19 protein-coding genes are annotated in these 20983 nt (G+C 36.1%); 2 read left to right on the top strand and 17 right to left on the bottom strand.

Annotated elements, in window-relative coordinates; genetic code table 11:
• Window positions 1-36: 36 nt before the first annotated feature.
• The 11 genes from IGL49_RS04915 to IGL49_RS04865 all read right to left on the bottom strand — a co-directional run bounded on the left by IGL49_RS04915 (window position 37) and on the right by IGL49_RS04865 (window position 11615).
• The gene (locus tag IGL49_RS04915; protein ID WP_104853798.1) at window positions 37-1293 is read right to left on the bottom strand and encodes an NADPH-dependent oxidoreductase; all 1257 of its coding nucleotides are present in this window, start codon (window positions 1291-1293) and stop codon (window positions 37-39) included.
• 18 nt (window positions 1294-1311) lie between these two features.
• Complete coding sequence (locus tag IGL49_RS04910; RefSeq protein ID WP_104853797.1) at window positions 1312-1920, bottom strand: NADPH-dependent FMN reductase; 609 nt, start codon at window positions 1918-1920, stop codon at window positions 1312-1314.
• Between the two features lie 26 nt (window positions 1921-1946).
• A complete protein-coding gene (locus tag IGL49_RS04905) occupies window positions 1947-2882 on the bottom strand; it encodes an FAD:protein FMN transferase (RefSeq protein ID WP_104853796.1) in 936 nt (311 codons plus the stop codon).
• Between the two features lie 219 nt (window positions 2883-3101).
• Complete coding sequence (locus IGL49_RS04900) at window positions 3102-3992, bottom strand: helix-turn-helix domain-containing protein (RefSeq protein WP_002382193.1); 891 nt, start codon at window positions 3990-3992, stop codon at window positions 3102-3104.
• A 184-nt stretch (window positions 3993-4176) separates the two neighbouring features.
• Window positions 4177-5505 (bottom strand): amidohydrolase, encoded by a 1329-nt coding sequence (locus tag IGL49_RS04895; RefSeq protein WP_104853795.1) that lies wholly within the window; start codon window positions 5503-5505, stop codon window positions 4177-4179.
• A complete protein-coding gene (locus IGL49_RS04890) occupies window positions 5489-7273 on the bottom strand; it encodes an adenine deaminase (protein WP_174128046.1) in 1785 nt (594 codons plus the stop codon). Before IGL49_RS04890 ends, IGL49_RS04895 begins: the two co-directional genes overlap by 17 nt.
• Window positions 7249-8313 (bottom strand): ABC transporter substrate-binding protein, encoded by a 1065-nt coding sequence (locus IGL49_RS04885; RefSeq protein ID WP_104853793.1) that lies wholly within the window; start codon window positions 8311-8313, stop codon window positions 7249-7251. Before IGL49_RS04885 ends, IGL49_RS04890 begins: the two co-directional genes overlap by 25 nt.
• 26 nt (window positions 8314-8339) lie before the next feature.
• A complete protein-coding gene (locus IGL49_RS04880; RefSeq protein ID WP_104853792.1) occupies window positions 8340-9380 on the bottom strand; it encodes an ABC transporter ATP-binding protein in 1041 nt (346 codons plus the stop codon).
• 38 nt (window positions 9381-9418) lie between these two features.
• The gene (locus IGL49_RS04875; protein WP_002357916.1) at window positions 9419-10198 is read right to left on the bottom strand and encodes an ABC transporter permease; all 780 of its coding nucleotides are present in this window, start codon (window positions 10196-10198) and stop codon (window positions 9419-9421) included.
• A complete protein-coding gene (locus IGL49_RS04870; protein ID WP_104853791.1) occupies window positions 10191-11027 on the bottom strand; it encodes an ABC transporter permease in 837 nt (278 codons plus the stop codon). The genes IGL49_RS04875 and IGL49_RS04870 overlap by 8 nt, the downstream gene beginning before the upstream one ends.
• Window positions 11028-11234: 207 nt before the next feature.
• Window positions 11235-11615, bottom strand: a complete 381-nt coding sequence (locus tag IGL49_RS04865) for a hypothetical protein (RefSeq protein ID WP_164982894.1) — start codon at window positions 11613-11615, stop codon at window positions 11235-11237.
• A 271-nt stretch (window positions 11616-11886) separates the two neighbouring features.
• Here IGL49_RS04865 and IGL49_RS04860 point away from each other — a divergent pair, with 271 nt between their 5' ends.
• Window positions 11887-12606 (top strand): WxL domain-containing protein, encoded by a 720-nt coding sequence (locus IGL49_RS04860; RefSeq protein ID WP_104853789.1) that lies wholly within the window; start codon window positions 11887-11889, stop codon window positions 12604-12606.
• A gap of 114 nt (window positions 12607-12720) precedes the next feature.
• Here IGL49_RS04860 and IGL49_RS04855 read toward each other — a convergent pair whose 3' ends face one another.
• From IGL49_RS04855 to alsS, 3 genes are all read right to left on the bottom strand, one after another.
• Window positions 12721-13803 carry a PA2928 family protein gene (locus IGL49_RS04855; RefSeq protein ID WP_104853788.1) on the bottom strand — a complete coding sequence of 361 codons (1083 nt, stop codon included), beginning with the start codon at window positions 13801-13803 and terminating at the stop codon, window positions 12721-12723.
• Window positions 13804-13960: 157 nt separating this feature from the next.
• A complete protein-coding gene (gene budA, locus IGL49_RS04850; RefSeq protein WP_104853787.1) occupies window positions 13961-14665 on the bottom strand; it encodes an acetolactate decarboxylase in 705 nt (234 codons plus the stop codon).
• Window positions 14666-14676: 11 nt separating this feature from the next.
• Window positions 14677-16329 (bottom strand): acetolactate synthase AlsS, encoded by a 1653-nt coding sequence (gene alsS, locus IGL49_RS04845; protein WP_002357923.1) that lies wholly within the window; start codon window positions 16327-16329, stop codon window positions 14677-14679.
• A gap of 276 nt (window positions 16330-16605) precedes the next feature.
• Here alsS and IGL49_RS04840 point away from each other — a divergent pair, with 276 nt between their 5' ends.
• Entirely contained in the window at window positions 16606-17514 is a 909-nt protein-coding gene (locus IGL49_RS04840; RefSeq protein WP_104853786.1) for an LCP family glycopolymer transferase, read from the top strand.
• Window positions 17515-17586: 72 nt separating this feature from the next.
• Here IGL49_RS04840 and IGL49_RS04835 read toward each other — a convergent pair whose 3' ends face one another.
• The 3 genes from IGL49_RS04835 to IGL49_RS04825 form a co-directional block, all read right to left on the bottom strand.
• Window positions 17587-18288, bottom strand: coding sequence for a hypothetical protein (locus IGL49_RS04835; protein ID WP_104853785.1), 702 nt, complete (start codon window positions 18286-18288; stop codon window positions 17587-17589).
• 3 nt (window positions 18289-18291) lie between these two features.
• Entirely contained in the window at window positions 18292-19125 is an 834-nt protein-coding gene (locus tag IGL49_RS04830) for an ABC transporter ATP-binding protein (protein ID WP_104853784.1), read from the bottom strand.
• A gap of 351 nt (window positions 19126-19476) precedes the next feature.
• Window positions 19477-20940 (bottom strand): helix-turn-helix domain-containing protein, encoded by a 1464-nt coding sequence (locus tag IGL49_RS04825; RefSeq protein ID WP_104853783.1) that lies wholly within the window; start codon window positions 20938-20940, stop codon window positions 19477-19479.
• Window positions 20941-20983 lie beyond the last annotated feature (43 nt).

Genomic DNA, 20983 nt, shown 5'->3' with positions numbered 1-20983 from the left:
TATGACTACTTGTTGCCACTATTTTTTGCTGTTATTTTACTCTTTAATCGAAGCGCTAGAAACGCTGTCAACTGCTGGCTTTTCGGTCGCTGACTCTTCTTCATGGACTGACGCACTTGATACACTATCTGCCGTTTCTGGCGCTTCTTTTTTGGAGGCACCACTGACTGCATCGACGTTTTTTCCACCGACTAATTCTTGCCCAGTTTGTTTTAAATACCAATCAACAATTGGTTTAAAGTCTAAAATATACTCATTAATTCCCGCGTAATTTCCATTATCATCATACATCGCTTGATAATTATGCACTACATAGGTATCTGGTCCGTGCATTGGAACATGAACGCGAATAGCATCTGTTTTTCCTGACCGTAATTGTTGAATCACCCATTCTACATTTTTCAATGCTTTTGGTGGATGACAATTCGCTAATGGATTACCAACCTGTCCTGGTTGCCGTTTAGCAAACATTTCTTCAGCAGCCATTTTTTTATTGTAATATAAAAATTGATTGTTACTGTCTGCGTAAGTCAATTCCATTGGCATTGATTTTAAGAAATAATTTAGCTGATCTACGGTTAAAATGCCTCGATCTAATTTTACGTATGTGTCGCCTTCAACAGCCTGAACCGCTTCTGCTGCTTGTTCTACCCAATCATCTGCTGCCATATCAACCCCTTCGATCGTTGTTTCAATGGTTCCTTTTGCATGTAAATCTTCAGGTAAGTCTTTTGGCTTAGCCCCTTCTAATTTTGAAATCACATCAATGAATTCCACGAATTTTTGTAATGTGCTTTCTAAAAATTGACGTGTTCCCTCCGCAATTAAGTTGCCGTTTTCATCAAATGCTTCTTTAGCTTTTCCTAATAAAAACTCGTTTCCAGGCATGACGATCGCATTGACACCAGGTGCATCAAGAATTTGACGGAGATGTAATTGCGCACGCGAGGTTCCTTGATCATAATAAGAGCAACCAACAATCATTACTGGTTTGTTTTCCAGCGGATGAATTTTGAAAGATAACCATTCTAACACACTTTTCAAACCGGCAGGAATGGTATGGTTATGTTCGGGCGTCGCAATAATTACGCCGTCTGCTTGTAAAATTTTGCGATTCATATTCTGAATTAAGACACTGTTCGTTTGATCCTTACTTTGATTAAACATTGGAATATCTTTAATTTCTAAAATTTCCAAGTCGAACATTTTATAAAACTCTTTGCCAATATATTGCAATAGTAACCGATTATAAGAAGAATCAGCGTTTGATCCGACGATCCCAATTAATTTCATTTTATTCACTCCATTTCGTTAAATCGTTTCCCATGAGAAATTTTCTGCTTCTTTTTTGTTTTGCGCATGCGCATGTTTCAACTGTTCTGTAATTTCAATAAATACACAAAAATCTGCAAACAAGCCAGCTAGTTTATCAATTTGTTCTGAATCTTTTAACGCATTGCTTTCATCAAAAGCTTGTAAGGAATGCGCTAATAGAAACTCAGAGCTTGGCATAATTCGTGCTTTCAATTCAGGAGCATCTAAAATTTGGCGCAGATGCGCTTGTGCTCTAGACGAACCTAACGTGCCATAGGATGCACCAGTAATCATAACTGGTTTATCAACAAACGGAAAAATCCCGTAAGATAACCAACTTAGGGCGTTCATCAAAGAAGCCGGCACCGCATGGTCATATTCAGGTGTACTAATAATGACACCATCTGCTGCTTCAATTTTTTCAGCAACCGTTTTTACTATTTCTGGCAAAACTTTGTCTTCTGGCTTGTTAAACATAGGAAAGTCAATAATTTCAACTAGTTCAATGTCAGCCTCCTGCGCAAAATAGTGTTGCATAAATTGCAAAAGTTGACGATTGGTTGATTGCTCTGAGTTCGTTCCTACTAAGCCGATAATTTTTTTCATAATGAGCTGTCCTTTCTTTTTCGGTTCTATGAATGGATAATGTGAAGAGTATCTGCTAACCCACTGGTATATAAAATTTGCTGATCTTGTGTAATGATGATTCCTTCAATCCCAGCTAGTTGATTGAGGATTTCAAGCGCTTCTGGAATTGGATAACCAAATAAACGCGTCGTCCAAATCTCACCATCCACTGAAGCATCCGAGATAATTGTGATGCTGGCCATTTCAGTTTCCAATGGGTAACCGGTTGTCGGATCCAACAAATGGTGATAGACTCGCCCAGCTTCGATTAAACTTCTTTCATAAATACCTGACGTCACAACCGATTGATTAGCCACTTCGACAAGTAAGCTGATTGTTTCTCTGGATTCTTGCGGATTGCGAATACCAATTCGCCATTTTTTGTTTTGATGCGTAGAGGGCCCCAACGTCACAATATTGCCGCCCAGATTAATCAAAGCAGATGTAACATGGACTTCTTTCAAATAGGCAATTAGTAAATCAGCGATATAGCCTTTTGCTAAAGCCCCCAGATCTAATTTCATTCCTTCTTCTTCCAAAAAAACCGTTTGTTTTAAGGGATTTAAGTGAATCTTTTCTGGATTAATTATTTTCAAACAAGCTTTAATTTCTTCATCTGACGGGACACGGGCATCTTTAAAACCGATTCGCCACGTTTGAACTAACGGGCCAATGGTCACATTCAAATGACTGGTTGGATCACAACTATGTTTTTTTCCTAATGCAATTAATTGATACAACTCTGGATGAACGTTGACCGGTGTTTGCCCAGCTTGTTGATTGACAGCCATCAGTTCCGAAGTTGAATCATTTGCACTAAAGCGTTGTTCATAAGTGATCAATCGTTGCTGCACTTCTTCTAGAATTTTTTCAGGTTCTTCATGGTCTACAAATACATCTATTACTGTGCCCATCAAATAAATAGTTTGACTTTGTTGCACCTCAAGACTTCCTCTCCACGAAAGATTGTGTTTTATTTCACATTTATTCACAAATGAATCATACGCCTTTATTTGATGCCAGTCAAGTCGATTATATATTTTTTTATATAAAATAACGACCTTAAAATTTTCATTTAAGGCCGTAACGTGTCTTGAACTCTTTTAAAAAACGCTTTTTTTATTATATTTTGAAAATAAATATATAATTTTCTATATAACCTAATTATTCTTAGATAAAATTGTTTCTTTCAATGTTTGAATTGCTTCCAACAAGATGCGATTTTTATTGATTTTTGCATACGCGCGGGCATCTTGTAGTAGTTCTAAAATTTGTTCTTGCGGCTTTTCTTCAGCTAAGGCATTTTTCGCAAGCTGGAAAGCTGCTCTTGCCAAGTAATACGTGACGTGATTATCAGAACAGATGGAAATCGCATACTCTAACAAAGCATCACTTGTTTCTAAATCGCCTTTTTCTGCATAAAAAACACCACAGTGAAAGACAACATTTAATACTCGCCAAGTATCTTCCATTGATTGAATAGTATAGAGATAAATTTCCTTGAAGACCTTATTGAAATAAAATTCTGCTTTCTCAATTTCGCCTTCTTTGGCATAGGCCATGCCAATGCCAGTAAAAGCTAACAAACGGTAAATATCGCTCGTGTATTTTTGCTCTTCAAACAGAAGTTTTTCAAAGGTAAATAAGCAATCCATCAACGAAGCATTTTGAAAAATCATGACAAAGCCTTGTAAATAATAATATTCTAATAACAGTTGGGAATCTTTGATTTCATCAAAAGGAATATTTTTTAAAATTGTTTGCAATTGGTCATGTTCGCTGGTAATCAAGAAGAATTCTGCTTCTTCCATTTTTTCAAGAATTTCAGGTTGTTTAATCCCTACGCGCGGGAAGAGTTCCCCCAAAGGTAGCTCTAAACGATTACATAGTTGGATCAATATTTTTAAAGTTGGGACTTGACCATTCTTTTCAAAGCGACTAACCGTAACTTGCGTACAAATCCCTTTAGCCAATTCACTTTGCGACAAACCACGTGCTTTGCGTTTTTCTATAAACCGTTGTATATTCATTGCTTTTCCTCTCATTCTCATCTTCTCAAACTTACTATAATACAACTTACCTTAAAAATATATATAGAAAAAGAAAAATGTTTATAACAAAAAAGAACACAGACAACTCTTTCATTAAAAGTTTGTCTGCGCTCTATTAGAACCTGAATCACTAAAGGTAAATCCAGCGTTATTTAATCACTCCGATACGTCCTACTTGCTCTGTTTAGAGAGCAGCTCTTTTTTTAGCTTCTTTCACAAACGTATTCATGGCCTGATATAATTTTTCCTTGATTTCTTTGAGATTAGCTTGTTGTAATTCTTTATTGGCAACTAACTGTTGACCGTTCACCCAAACGGCTTCAACATTGCTAGCATTTGCTGAATAAACCAACGCTGAATAGGCATCAAAAATTGGAAACATATTAACTGATTGCGTTTCAATTAATGTTATATCCGCTTTTTTGCCCACTTCCAATGAGCCGACTTGTTCCGCCAAACCTAACGTTTTAGCGCCCCCCATCGTTGCCAGATAAACAATTTCTTTCGCAGGAAACAAGGAACGATCTTGATGTGCTGTCTTATGAAAATTCGCAACCATACGCATTTGGGTGAATAAATCTAACGTATTCCCACTACTAGGTCCATCCGTGCCTAAACCGACAATAATCCCTTGATCAAGCATTTGCTTAATCGGCGCTACGCCTTTGGCTGATTTAGTATTCGCACCGATACAATGAGCGACACGCGCTTTTCCATTAGTAGCAGCTAAACTTACAAGATCTTCATCTGTTGCCAAAATACAATGAGCTAAAATAAACGGCTCACTCAAATAACCCAGTTCTTCTAAAAAAGCAATTGGTGTTTTATGATAGGCTTTTTCAAACTCAGCCATTTCATAAGTCATTTCAGCAACGTGCATGGTCACAGGGACTTGGTATTGCCGACTAAGTTCAATAATTTTTGCTAACACTTCTGGTGAGTTGGTATTCGGTGCATGCGGCGCAAGCATAGGCGTAATCAGCGGATGTCCTTGCCAGTTGCGAATAAAGGTTTCCGCGTAAAAAAGACCGCCTGAAGGTTCCGGACTATCACAAGTAGGCATATCAATGATCGTCTCTCCGAGCAAAGCACGGACACTCATTTTTTCACAACTTTTAGCAATTTCATCTTCAAAATAATACATATCACAAAAGCTCGTAATACCACTCAGTAACATTTCAGCAATTGCATAATCACTACTGCATCCTACTAATTCTTTTGTCATGAATTGTTCTAATGGAAAAAGAAAACGCCGAAGTCGATCTGGCACATCGTCTCCTAACGAACGAAACGGAATCATGCCCACATGGGTATGCGTGTTAATCATCCCAGGCATTAAAATTCCATTTTGACCATCGGTTACTTGATTTGCAGCAATTTGTTTTTCATCAAGTGTGGTCATTGGTGCTAATTCCACAATTGTGTCTTCTTCAATCACTAAATAGCCGGCTTTGATTTCTGAAAATTGCTCATCCATTGTTAGTATATGCACATTTTTAATGAGTGTTTTCATGCAAAAAGACTCCATCCTCTGGAAAAACTAATGGATAGAAACGTTGTGACTTCGTATCCATCATCCCAAAATCTGTCACTTTAATGGCTGGCGAGACAGGCAACGATAGTGTGGAAAAGGACATGATTTCATTCATATTTTGATAGCCCAACGTTTGCATAGCGTGTCGGACTTTTTGCAAAGCAGCGCCTAATTGTTCAATCGGTGCTTGCGATAAAATCCCACCAATTGGTAAAGGACAAGTTGCCATCACTTGCTGATCCGAAGCAACCAAATAGCCGCCTTGCATCGCTAATAATTCATTCTGCGCTAATAAAATATCCTCAATCGTATTACCCATCACCATTAAATTATGATGATCATGGGCCCAGGTTGTCGCAATGGCTCCTTTCTCGGAAAGGGGTTGATCCATTAAAGAAAAAGAAATATTGCCATTTTTTCCGTAACGTTCCATCACAATTAATAAGGCACAGTTGGCTTTTTGCCATTGCAACAATCCATTTTCAACAGGAATTTCTTTTGTAATTCGCTCTGTAAATGTGCCAATTTCTTGTTTTTGAATCACATTACAACGAACTGTTTCTTTTGTTGTAGCCACCTTTAAAAGTAAATCTTCTTCTGTTAACTTTTTACATTGAATGGTTTGTTGGTACGCGGCTGGAAACTCTTCAATTTTTTCTGGATGATGAAAGGGCTCGCCTTTTTCAAAAACGACCTTTCCAGATTTATAAACCGTATTAATATCAAAACTTTCTAAGTCATTTAACAACAAAAAGTCAGCTTTTTTACCAGGTGCAATTTCGCCGCGATCATGGAGACCCATTCGTTTGGCCGGCGTATAAGTTGTCATATAAATGGCTTTTTCGATAGGCAAGCCTGCTTGAACGGCTTTTTTGACATTTTCATTTAGATGACCTTTTAGCAAATCATCAGCCATCACGTCATCCGTGATAATACTTGCATAATTGTAGAAGTCATTGTCTACTATCACCTGAATGTTTTCAGGAGTGATTGATTTATTTTGAAATTGAATAAAGACGCCCGCTTCAATTTTTTCTTTTAACGTTTTAGGAAATTGATGGGTATGATCTGAAGTGATACCACTATATAGAAAATCTGCTAACTCTTGGTCTTCGATTTTAGGACAGTGGCCTTCTAAAGGCATGGTTGGTCGTTGTTTTTGGCACAAATCGATAATTTGACGAATTAAAGAATCTGGCTCATAGGAAATCCCTTTAAAATTCATGGCTTCCCCTAAACAAATCACTTTTGGTTCTTTGAGTAATTCTGCTACTTCTGCTAAGCCGATCATCCCACCAGTTGTTTCTAATTCTGGGGTTGTTGAAGGAACCGAGGAAGGAATTGCGTGAAAGATATCCAGTTCTGTTTCAGCGGCCATAAAAGCTTTTAAGCCTTCTAAGCCAAATACGTTAGCCATTTCATGGGCATCGGCAATCACCGTTGTCACACCGTAACGTACTACTGCTTTGGAAAAAATAGTAGGTGTCGTCATGGAACTTTCAATATGCATGTGTGCATCAATTAAGCCGGGAATCATCCATTGATTCTCGGCATTAATTGTTTTTTGGGGCTGCAAATTGACGTTCTCTTCTTCATAAATGTAATAAAATTTATCATTTTTAATCGCAACATTTCGTTGAACGAATGTTTGAGTGACTGTTTGATACAGCCATACATTTTTTAGTAATACATCGACGTTCATTTTGTCCCTCTTTTCTAAAACTATTGATTCATCGTCCGATTCCATTGATCAATCCAATCCGCTAGTTGACTATTAATAAAATTAAAATCGACTGTTTTGGCACGTTCGGCAATGGCACCGTATGTTTTATTTTTCGCTTCTTTTTCGCTTAGCGTTACTTGTTGATTTGTAGGTCCTTCATTTAATGAAATCGCTTTGGCCTTTTGTGATGCTTCACTAATCCGTGCGTTAACAAATTTAAAGGCGGTTTCTTTGTTTTGTGCTTTTTTAGGAATATTGACTGTATTATAGTTGGCATACGTGCCGCTTTCTGGAACGACATACGTCACGTTTTCTGCTGCGCCTTGAATAATATCAACCGCAAAATCAGCAACCACAGCTGCTTCAATTTCACCAGATTGGAACATATTAGCTAAATCTGACGATTTTGAATACGTTTTAACAACGTTTGGTTTTAATTCTTTCATCGCTTCAAAAGCGGCCTTCCCGTTATCTTTTGTAATATCTTGACCAGCATGTTCACTAGCAACGTATAACATTAAAGGACCTGCCGTCGTGGCAACGTCTGGAACAGAAATTTTACCTTTCAAATCAGCTGACCATAAGTCATCCCAGTTCTTAATTTCTTTGCCTAATTTTTCTTTGTTGTAAACAATCCCGATACTGTTTACAGCGATTGGTACGCCAGCACCACTTTCAAAAACCTCTTTTGCTCCCGGCGTTAACTGACTTAAATTAGGTACTTCTTTTTCTGTAATTTTTTCAAATAACCCTTCTTTTCCACCTTGTGCTGCATTTGCTTGTGCTAATTCAATGACATCAATTCCCGCATTGGGATTATTTTTTAATTTCGTAAAGCGGTCTGCGCTATTGCCTACTTCTAAGGTAACTTTCGCTTCATTCTCTTTTTCAAATGGAGCGATAATGTCTTTTTTGACAATATCTTCACTTAATCCGAAAGTTGAAACGACTAAAGCATTACTTCCACCTTTGCTCTCGCTTTTCGTAGTTGCTTCGCTGTTTCCACAAGCAGTCATTAATAACGTTGCAGCGACTAATGTCCCTAAAATTACGCGTTTTTTCATTTTTAAATCTTCCTCCAAAATGGTTTTTATTTTTCTAAAATAACTAATTTCTCAGCTGGAAAAGCCAAGTGAATGGTTTCGTTTGTTTCATATAACTGTTCACTTGTTCCGTTAACCAGCAATGTACCTAACGCTGTTTCCACTTCATATTGATAGCTTTTCCCTAAAAATGTTCGGACAGCGACAGTCCCTGCGACAGTATTAGTAGCAGGTTCTGAAACAATCTCAATGTCCTCTGGACGAATCGTTGCCACCGTCGTTGTAACATTTGGTTCAGGATTAGTCGTTTTCATTATTTGATTTGTTTGTGTCCGATAATGACCAGCTTCCATTTTTTCGACATAGAAAAAGTTTTCAAAACCGATAAATTCAGCGACAAACTTAGTACGAGGCAAACGATAGATCGTTTCTGGTGAATCATATTGTTCAATCACGCCATTATTCATAATGGCCACTTTATCTGAAATAGAAAAACATTCTTCTTGGTCATGTGTGACAAAAACTGTCGTAATGCCTAATTGTTGTTGAATCCGTTTGATTTCAATCCGCATTGCCACTCGTAATTTTGCATCTAAATTACTTAACGGTTCATCTAATAATAATAGTTTAGGTTCAATAATCAGAGCACGTGCTAGCGCAACCCGCTGTCTTTGGCCACCAGATAATTGTTTTGGATAACGGTCACCCAAGCTTTCTAAACCACATACTTTTAGCATTTCCGTGACTTTTTGGTCCATGGTTTGTTTGCTTTCTTTGCGTAATTTCAACCCAAAAGCGACATTTTCTGCAATCGTTAAATGAGGGAATAGCGCATAGCTTTGAAAAACCATTCCGAAGTTTCTTTTATGGACAGGAACCTTTGTTAGTTCTTCTTGGTCAACGAAAAACTGTCCGTCGTTTGGCTTAATTAATCCAGCAATCACTCTTAGCGTGGTCGTTTTACCACAACCACTCGGTCCTAATAAAGAAACTAACTCTCCTTTTTCCATTGAAATATTTAAATCTTTTAAAATATCTTGTTTTCCGTCATAGCTGACGCGAATATCTTTTAAATCCACAAAAGTCAAAATTTTCTCCTCTTTCTATCTCGTGCTTCTTCCATGTTTTAGGCAATGGAAGCTAGTCCCAACGTTTTTTCAATTAAAAACATTAAGCCCATTGTTAGTAGCATCAACAATACAGAAATTGCTGAAACAGTTGGATCATAATTGTATTCCATATAACTTAATAAAGAAGTAGGCAGCATCGTCACACCGGGACCTGATAAAAACATCGATACAGGAACATTGTTAAACGAATTGACAAATGCTAACATAAAGGCTGCAAAAATTCCTGAAGACACATTGGGTAAAACAATTTGAATAAAGGCTCGTAATCTTGTACAACCTAATGTCCAAGCCACTTCTTCCATTGAATAATCCAGTTGTTCCATACTTGACCCAACCACTCGAATAATATAAGGCAAACTAATTAAAAAATGCCCCATTAATAATCCTTGAAAAACAGGCAAACCTAATTTAATAACAATATATTGAAATAGTGTATACCCGACCACAATTCCTGGAATCACAGTTGGGGATAAGAAAAAGCTTTTAATAAAGTTGCGCCCACGAACGGAATAACGTGCCAGCGCATAGGAAGCTGGAATCCCTACTATTAATGCTAAAACAGTCGCTAATACCCCAATCAACAAGCTTAACTTAAAACTGTCCATAAACGTTTCTGATTGTAAGGCTTTGGCATACCAATCTAAAGTAAATCCTTTAATCGGAAATTGAATCGCTGCGGCTGTTCCAAAAGAAGTCACCACAATCAAACATAATGGTAAAAATAAAAACAGAAAAACTAGAATTGCAATAACAGATAGTCCTTTTTGCTTACGCATGATTTGCTTCTCTCCGATCTACTTTCTTAGCGACCATGTCTAGGCCTTTCATCACAATTAATGTTGTTAAAATCATAATAAATGCAAGAACACTCGCCGATTGCCAATCACCTAAAGTATTAGCCTTTTGATATAAGAAGGTCGACATCATCATTTTTTGGTTACCACCTAACAGCTGTGGCGTCGTATAAGCCGTTAAGGTTCCTGTAAACACTAATATACTTCCTACGATGGTGCCTGGAATTGATAAAGGTAAAACAATTTTCCGAAAACCCGTCATTGGATTGGCGCCTAGCGTCTCAGCCGCTTCTAGCATTTCTCCTTCAATGTTTTCCATAACCCCGACTAAGGTCATAATCATTGTCGGTAAAAATAAATACACTGAACCGATAATAATTGCAAATTCTGTATACAATAAATTCAGCGGCTGTTCAATTAAGCCGATTTTTAATAACAACGTATTCACTACACCGTTTTTTCCTAAAATGTTAATCCAAGCAAAACTTCGAATAACTGAGTTAGTCAATAGTGGAAACAAGGTCATAGCCATTAAAAAGCCACGCCATTTTTTGGAAACTCCAGCAATAAAGTACGCCGTTGGAATGCCCAACACAATTGAAATACCTGTCACAATTAACGAAACTCTTATCGTTCGCCAGAAAATTGAAACATTATAGTCATCTTTAAAAAAAGTAACATACTGATTTAGCGTCAAGCCATGATCAGTAAAAATGGTTGGCAAAATGCTAGTAATTAATGGAATCATTAAGAAAAATAATAATAGTACTAGCCCTGGTGCCACAATTAAATAAGGAACATTTTTGTTCATTCGTACACTCCTCGTTCGTTTTTTCACTTCATCAGTATACGCAAGGAAAACGTATATTTCAACACATTTTCATCTTTTTGTTCGTTTTTAAACCCGAACGTTCGTATGTTTTTTCAAAAAAGGCTATCAAAAAATAAAACACGAACATTAAACAAAAAAACACAAACAAGGCTGTTTGTGTTTTTTGTCAACTTTTTTATTTATCACTTAATTTTCTTGGAACGTTTGGTCCTTTTCCACCATTTTCACTATAATACCATCTTGATATACCTGATAATATCCGAACAATTCGTTGTCTTTCGAAACACTATTCTTTTCAGATATAATTTGAACAACATAACTTCCTTTATTTGACTGCTTAAACGTATAATTAAACACCGAGTCATTCGTTGGTATCCCTAAACCATTTTGTAAAAATTCAATCGCTTCCTGTTTAGTATAAGATTCTGCTTCTAATTGCGTGCCTAAATGCGGATTTTTTTGATCAACAAATTGTCTTACTTTGTCATTATTAGCAGACTTTTCTATAACGACTTCCTGTTGCGAATTCCTACTTCCTGAACAGCCAGATAATACAAATAAAATCATCAACAACCCCAAACACTTACTCAAAATTTTCTCCCCCTCTCCATTTTGATTAGTGATACGTGATGATTTCTTTTATATTTTAGCATGCTTGATATAACGAATTGTGCTCAAAAAAGACAGGATCAACAAGTAAAAATTGTCGACTCATCTTTCTCTACTAATATTAAACACTATCTGTCTCAATATTTTCGAATTCCCTGTAAATTACTGATAAATAAAAACAGCGCTTTTTGCGTATACTTATATTATCAGCCCTAAAGGAGGAACTTTCTTGAAGCAAAAAAATCTACTCACTTATCAATCACTTGCAGCCTTGTTGCTAGTATTCAGTCTCTTTAGTTTTGACCCATCGGTTTCTTTTGCCACCCGTTCTGGAAAAACGCCTGTTTCAGTTGAACTAGAACTTGGAAGGCTGCCTGGCGATGAATCGGTTGACGATGCCATTGATCCTGATTTAGAAAATCCTAACACTAGTTTTGACTTGCTCTTCATTCCGAAAGAATTTACTTTTGAAACCCAAGCGATTTCTGGTGATTTAACCGCAGTTCCTATCCGGCCGTCTGCAGGCAATACTCATACAATGAGACACTTTGGGATGGGGGATGTTCGCGGAGCCTTAACTGGTTGGCATGTCACTGCTGAAATCCCACACATGCGAAACGAAGCTCATTCTTTACTAGGCATCATTACGTTTCAATTAACAGGCGGCTATGCCCGCTATGACAAAACGTTACGGCGTTTTTTTATGACAAATACAATGTATGGACTGAATTTTTCAGAAGATCCTGCTGCACCCGACTTCCCGACCAACCCAATTATTATCGGTAACGGTGCGACTTTAATGAGTAACGCTGGTGATAGAAAAGGACAAGGAATGTGGAGCGGCCGCATGACCGATATTTCTCTTGCAATTCAAACCCCTGTTTCACAATTATTTCCTGGCGCATATACAGGTTCGATTATCTGGAATTTAATCTCTGGACCTGCATAAAATAAAAAAATACTTAGAAAACTAGCGGAGTCACTACTCTTCTAAGCGTTTTTTTTATATCATAAGGACTATTTGCTCCTTCTATTTGTCTAAGTATGCTTTACCGCTTTTCGTTTAACGAATCACTTGGCCCCAACGGTAATCAAACTGATACTCTTGATTACCATTATTCAGGTTAATTTTGTATAAATAACGCGGGACTTTAATGAATAACGCATTCTCTACTTGAAAAGCTTTAATAGGTACGTTCTCTTTAGTTAGAAGTAACGGTGTTTGCCACTCGTATGTTTTTTTCTGCCAATTGTATAAGCCAACTATCGCTTGATTACTTTGTCTTTTCTTGTATGACAGGACATAATAATTTGCTTCATCTTTCTTGCCTAATAAGACTGGTGCTATTAGTTGCTCTTCTAGTTTTCCTTGCACAGTTGCACGTTCTTCCGATGACAGCTCTTGACCAATTTGACTCTCATTTGAATCTATCGTCCATTTAGGCGCTTCTTGTGTTTGAAAGACTTTTTTGAAGGTTGGGTCTTGTTTTAACTGCCAATTTTCCAAATCTAATTGATAATATCGATTGTTTAATCCATAAATATAGAGATAGCGATTATCCATAAAACGATAATCAACGAAATCAGAGCTCAAATAGTCTTTTAATTCAGGGAATTTCTTCACTAAATCCGCTTCGGAAAACTGTTTTTTCCCTGTTTTTGTATCTAGTAAATAAATGGCCTCGTTATCAGCATTATTCAAGACCACATATTGATCTGTTTGACCAATTAAATAATCACGCCAACCTATACGTTTACTCCACATTCGTTTGCCCGTCTGACTATTAACAGAAATCACTTGGAACAATGAATTACTGGTGCTAATGCCATTTGTTCGTCCATTTGGAATAATCATTCGCTCAATTGAAGTTAAGCCTTTCGTTTTTTCAGAATAAAACGTCGCACTTTTCTCTTCAATCGTTACTGAACGAAACATTCCGAAAAAGATTAAACCAGCAAAATGTACCACTGCAAGATAAACCAACAAAATTAACACATATGGAACCAGTCTCCTTGTACTCCGCCTTCTTATTAAGGAAATAATCAAAATACCACTAATTACTATAAAAATAATTGCTACAATGATGACAAAAATGTCATGATAGAGCCAACCAGATAATTGCCAACTTCTATAAAGTATGTCCATTACGCCTTCCTTTCCAATTGTTATTTACTTATTATAAAAAGGATACTATTTATTATTGAAAAATAACAACAAAAAGCGACGAACAGCAATAAACCCATCCAAGTTGACTCACTGGGTCAACTTGGATGGGCGGGGATAAATCTGCCTTGTTATTCAGTTATTCCGCTTCTTCAATTGCGGACAAAGCTTTTGCAATATCAATTTCTTTATTCCGATAATCAGCATCATGAACTGGAAAATGCTGCCGCAATTCTGCTGTTTCCATCCACGAAACAGTCCCTTGTTTAATGCCAAAATCAAGAATGTGCCCACCAAATTGGTGATCCTCACTGATAAAGTGCAAATGAAACCCTGCGGCAGAGGCACCATGAAATAATTTAGGTGTAAAGAACCCTACAACTGTTCCCTGAATATTCTCCGCTGTAAATTCAGGTTGATTGCGTGCTGCTTCTACAAATGGTGGATACGGTTTTTCTTGTTTAGGTGCCACACGGACATGCATATTCGCAAAAAGACCGCTAATTTTAATTGCCGCAAAAAAATTAGGACTAATTTTTTCTAAAATTTGTGCTTTAATATTTTCATCGGTTTCCGTTGATACAGGGAATGCGCCATCTTCTTGAAAACGAGTAACTGCGGCATATGGCGTTAATTCTTCGCCTTCTAGAATAGTAATTTCGCCAGTTTGATTCGCATGATACAATGTACCGTCCAATAAAATAATTTCGCCATTTGAGCCTTCTAATGTCCCAATTCCAAAATCACCTTGCTTGAGTAACGTGCCAATTTCTGCCGTTCCTGCCATCAAACTTTCCATTAAACCGCCTAGCGTACCATGTTGATAAACATATTGTTCGCTCATTTTTCCATCTCCTAATAAAGTTGATCTGGTAACAATGTTTTACCTAATTCTTGATTATCTGAATAATCCACAGGAACATCAATAATCACGGGACCTTCTGTTTGCATTCCTTCTTCTAAAGCTGCGGCAAATTCTGCTTGTGAATGAACTCGAACCCCTTTGGCTCCAAAAGCTTCAGCATATTTCACAAAATCAACTGGACCAAAATCTACGCCAGAGGATCGATTATATTTCATTTCTTCTTGGAATTTAACCATATCATAACTACCATCATTCCAAATAATATGCACAATATTTTGCTTTAAACGAACCGCTGTTTCTAATTCTTGCGCTGAAAATAGGAAACCGCCGTCCCCAGAAACAGAGATAATTTGAGTATTCGGACGAACCAGCGCGGCCGAGATTGCCCAAGGCAAAGCGACACCTAATGTTTGCATGCCATTACTAAATAATAAATGACGCGGTTCATAACTTCTAAAGTGGCGAGCCATCCAAATGTAGTGACTCCCTACATCAACAGTAACTGTCATTTCATTCGTGGTTTTTTCTTGAAGCGTTTGAACAATTTCTAATGGATGTAATCGATTTTCAATTGTACTGGTTTTTACTTCTTTAATCGTTAATTTTTCTTGAAGCGTTTCTAAATAATCTTGAGCATCTTCTGTTAATATTGGCTCACTAAATGCTTCTGATAATTTCAAAATATTTTTAGACATATCACCAATTAGCTCTTCTTCAGGTTGCATATATTGGTCAATTTCCATTTGAACTTCATCAATGACAATAACGCGTGCATCTTTTTCTGCGTTCCAATTACGTGCTTCATATTCAATTGGATCATAACCAATCGCAATCACTAAATCACTTCTTTTTAACAAACGGTCCCCAGGTTGGTTTCGAAATAAACCAACACGCCCAAAGAAATGTTCTTCTAATTCTTTTGAAATAATTCCTGCTCCTTGGAACGTTTCCACGACTGGCAAACCAGTTATAGCAACTAATTCACGAATGGCTGCGGTAACTTTTCGTGCAGAAGCCCGCATTCCTAAAAGTAAAACAGGTAACTTCGCTTGCTTGATTCGTTCAGCTAAAGCTGCGATCGTTTCTGCTGATGCATGGCCCAGTTTCGGAGCCGACAAAGGCTTAATTGCTTCGCCTGTCACCGGACTATCGGTGACATCTTGTGGGATCGATAAGAATGTTGCACCTTTTTTCGCTGTTTTGGCGATGCGGTAAGCATTGGCAATATTTTCAGATAATGTTTCTGGATCTTGAATTTCTGTACTGAATTTTGTTATTGGACTAAATAATGCAGCATTATTCATGCTTTGGTGAGTTAATTTTGACAAATCGGACCGTTTCACCTGTCCAGCCAATGCTAAAACAGGGTCCCCTTCTGCAGTCGCAGTTACTAAGCCAGTTGCTAAATTGCTGGCACCAGGTCCACTAGTTGCAATAACTAAGCCAGGCTCTCCCGTCAAACGACCAATCCCCTGTGCCATAAAGGCTGCGTTTTGTTCATGTCGAGCTAAAATTAATTCTGGGCCTTTGTCAACTAATGCATCAAAAACCCCATCAATTTTTGCACCGGGAATCCCAAAAATATAGGGAACTTCGTGATTGATTAAACTTTCTACTATGATATCTGATCCTTTTTTACTCACTGTTATACCTCCAATTAAATTCTGTACTAATTACAAATACAAAAATACCACTAAAATTCTAATTAATCAACAATGAAACACCTTGAAAACGTGTAATATACTAATTCGCATATTTTAATAGAATTGGGATATTTCAAAAAATTAAGCCAAAATAATCCAAAATATCTTAAAGTTTTATAGTCTTTCAACAATTATTATATACTTCTTCACTAAAAATTAGTAAGATTAACCTATAAGAAAAAATCACAATCTGTGATAAATTATTGGAGGAAAAATATGTCAAAAGGGAAGAAAATTTTTGCCATTATCTTTGGAATTATTTTGGTTCTGTTTCTTGCAGTTGTTGGAATGGGGGCAAAACTTTATTGGGATGTTTCTAAGTCAATGGATAAAACCTATGAAACAGTGGAACGATCTAAAAAAAGTCAGGTCAATTTAAACAATAAGGAGCCTTTTTCTGTTTTATTATTAGGGATTGATACAGGCGATGATGGGCGTGTCGAGCAAGGTCGTTCGGATACAACAATTGTTGCAACGGTTAATCCTCGTGACAAGCAAACAACCTTAGTCAGTCTTGCTCGCGATACCTATGTGGATATTCCAGGTCAAGGAAAACAAGATAAATTGAATCACGCCTATGCTTTTGGTGGTGCATCCTTAGCGATGGATACAGTTGAAAACTATTTAAACATCCCTATCAATCATTATGTTTCAATTAATATGGCTGGTTTAAAAGAATTAGTCAATGCGGTTGGCGGAATTGAAGTGAATAATAATCTGACTTTTTCTCAAGACGGATATGATTTTACGATTGGTAAAATTTCATTAGATGGTGAACAAGCACTCTCCTATTCAAGAATGCGTTACGAAGACCCTAATGGTGACTACGGCCGCCAAGAACGTCAAAGAAAAGTGATTGAAGGCATTGTCCAAAAAATCTTAAGTCTTAATAGCGTGAGCAACTATCAAGAAATTTTAACAGCTGTTTCTGATAATATGAAGACAGATTTAAGTTTTGATGACATGAAAAAAATTGCCTTAGATTATCGCAGTGCCTTTGGTAAAGTGAAACAAGACCAACTTCAAGGGACTGGTTTTATGCAAGACGGTGTTTCCTATCAACGTGTGGATGAACAAGAATTAAATCGCGTTCAACAAGAATTAAAAAATCAATTGAATAACTAAGTAAAAGCATGTACCAGACAATAAAATACGTCTGATACATGCTTTTAAAATCTTAAATCGAACTATCCTTACTCAAAAATCAATTCGTTGTATTTTCCAATGATTTATTCCATATAACACTAGTATGCTTACTAAACAATAAAATAATTCATTCATCGTTCCTGAACCCATTCCTAAAAATGTTAAAATGTAAAAAGGAGACTGCAAAAGAATGCCCAATCCGATGGTTGATGCTCCAATATTTATTAATATAGGAACAATCATCATCAAAACTAAATTAAAGGTCGTTAAAGCCACTCCCTGTATATGAAAGAAAAAATACACCGTTATAGCTAAAACTAAGTAGAACAACGGCAATAATACATAAGAAGCTAATAGAACAGTCAACACTTTCCATGAAATAGCTACTGAAAGAACCATACTTAAAAGAGCGCAAACACCGATTAATAAAAATCCTGCTAACAAGCCCAAACATAGTCCACAAATCAACAGCGAGAACAAATAAAGATGGCGACCTTGCCTCGTTTTAAAATAATAATCACTAATTCGTGAGCCTTGATCGTCAACAGCAAAGGACACTACTAAAATTGGTAATAGCAAACTGTTAATAAAATTCATCGAACTAATATAATCATTTACATCAAATGTATCGCCAAAAAAATAATTTAAAAATGGTGGGACTAACCCTAAAATGGCAAACATCATGAGATAGCTAACAGAAAATCGAAAAATTCTGCGCCGAATATCTTGTTTTAAAACAGCTGTTACTTTCATCTCTTACTCCCCTTCTGCTAATGAAAAATAAACGTCCTCTAAATTTAGCGCATGCTTTTTCATTTCTAGTGGAATGACGTCGTTTAAAACCAACTCTTTTAGGAATAATGGATAATCTGCTTCCGAAATTAACCAACGATGATTTCTTTGTTCTACCCCCTCAAAAAGAGCGCTAATTTCACTTACTTTGTCTTCGTTTTCTTCATTAAAGGTAAATTGATAGACTGATGCTTCTTTTCCTAAAGTGACGTCTTGAATAATTGCTCCATTTTTAATAAAATACGCTCGATCGCACAACTTATCTAGATCTCCTAAAATATGACTGGAAATAATAATACCGATATGTAACTCTTTTGCTAAGTACTTTAGTGTCTGAATGGTCGCTTGTACGCCATCTGGATCTAAACCATTCATTGGTTCATCTAAAATAAGCAACTCATTTTTGTTAATTAAAGCTAGCGCCATTCCCAAGCGCTGTTTCATGCCTAAAGAAAAATCTTTGACTTTCTTTTTCCCGTAACTTTTCATATCAAATAGTGATTCTACGTAATCAACTGAATAACTCTCTTTTGAAAGAGCACGAAAATAATTAAGATTCTCTCTTGCTGTTCTATTGGGAAAATATTTAGGTCCATCAATTAAAACACCAATCCGTTCTTGAGCAATGACTTTACCTTGAAAATTAACAATTAACCCACTCATAATTTTCATTGTAGTTGTTTTGCCTGCACCATTTGGACCAATTAAACCTACAATTTCACCTGGTTCTACAGTAATTGAAATATCTGTTAGAATTTCTTTTTTATTAATGGTTTTTGAAATATTTTCTAATTGCATTAGCAACACTCCTTAACTACAATTTTTTTCAGCCTTTAGTTCGTAATAGCAAAACAAGCCAATCCCTATTAATTTAACACTAATTACTACCATACCAAATGCAACCATTACTATCCGCTCCTTTCTATGCTTTCAATTACTAGCATAGCAAGAAAAGTAGTCATTTTTTAGTGTAAAAAAATCCGCTATTTGGAAAAAAAATAAAAGAAACAACGCCGTCAATTATTTTTCAGCGCTGTTTCTAAACCTCCTAAGATTGTCTGTTAGCCAATGGCGCTTTTGCAAGTAAACAAAATTAATCGTAGTCAATATGTTATTAAGTTAAAAAGTAACGCTTGCTAAAGAGAGGCTTTATTTATCATTACAATGAGTTATTTTATAAAGAATTTTCTCTAAATTCCGCCAGTTGCGTTCTGTTGGGATATTTTTCATTAGTAGTAAAGTCGTTCCTTTTGTATCAAAATAATAATTAGAAATCACTAAATCGACTTCTGATACATCCGCTTCATAATCATAAAAAGCCAAGGGATAAGCTTTACCAAAATAATTTTTTATTTTATTCATCAACCATAATCGATGGGTATGATGTAAATCGTCTGCAATTAAAATCTTAATAGGTGTTAGTTTCTTTAACAGCAAATCATAATAATCTAAAACATAGTAATAGTTTAAGAAAAGTTGTTCCCAATTTTTTAAAATCTCTTGTAGTTCTTTTGTTGCTTGTTCTTGTAAGTCTTGGCGAAATGTCTCCATCAGTTGGGCTATTTCCATATTTTGTCTTTTAATTTCATTAATATAAGACTGATTGAAAAACAAATCCGTATTACCGAAAAAGAATTGACTTCGCTCATGGAAGGCCACAAAGTTAAAAATCAATTCAGAATCTGACAAATCCAATTGGAATTGATAGTCTTTTCGCGTAACATTATTTAGTAGCAATACGGCTTGGTATGACACAGTATGATGTAACTTATGTGCTAATGCATGACTAACTTCATAACGAGGATTGCCATCAATTACCCCAAACGAACAGATGATTCGATATAAAAAATAAATTTCTTCTTCAGGTAACGATAAATTACAATTTTGCAGCCACATTTTTACTAACGGAAAGGCTTTATCCGAATCCGCTACCTGTTTAATTTCATCTAAAAATTCCACTCTTTTTTGTGGTGCACGTTCTAATACAATTGCTAGCCAATAAGAAAAAATTCGTTTGGGTAAACGTAACAACTTAATATCGTATACCTCTTCAAATTGTTCAATATATCGTTCAATTAAGTTTTCAGAAATCATAAATGGCCAGTCACCTGTGTGTGAAGATTGCCAATAAAAATAATAGTAAAAAGAACGAATCACACTTTCTTCATTTTCTAGTTCTAATGAGAATGTATGGAAGGTCATTTGATATCTTTTGAAATACTTTACTAATAATTTAGCGTAGCGAAAAACAGTTGAGACACTTGTAAATTGTGCCTCTGCATAGTCCTCTAAGTTTCTCTCTGGATACTTGTACATATAATCAATCAAATTGTAGTTATAGGATTGACGATAGTAATGCAAGTAAATATTATAGATAGGAAAATTAGCATCTTTGTACATATAAAATCGTTGATTATTTTCATTTTTCAGTACGATTTTCCCATTAAATTGTTTGAAAATTTCAGATAATTCTTCTACATACAATAGAATTGATTTTGAAGAAACATTTAGTAAGTCTTTTAAGTCTGTAATGGTTCGCCACTTGTTTTTTTCTAAGAGATAATTAAATAGGCGAATTTTCTTTTGAGAAGATTTTGTTAAGAATGTATGCACTTTATCAACCTCCTGTATTTCTAAATTTTTATAAATAACTTAG

This window comes from Enterococcus sp. DIV1337a, assembly GCF_051712285.1.
In the GTDB taxonomy this organism is placed as follows: domain Bacteria; phylum Bacillota; class Bacilli; order Lactobacillales; family Enterococcaceae; genus Enterococcus; species Enterococcus faecalis.
The sequence above is the reverse complement of the archived record's forward strand: the minus strand, read 5'-3'. Positions and strand labels throughout refer to the sequence as shown.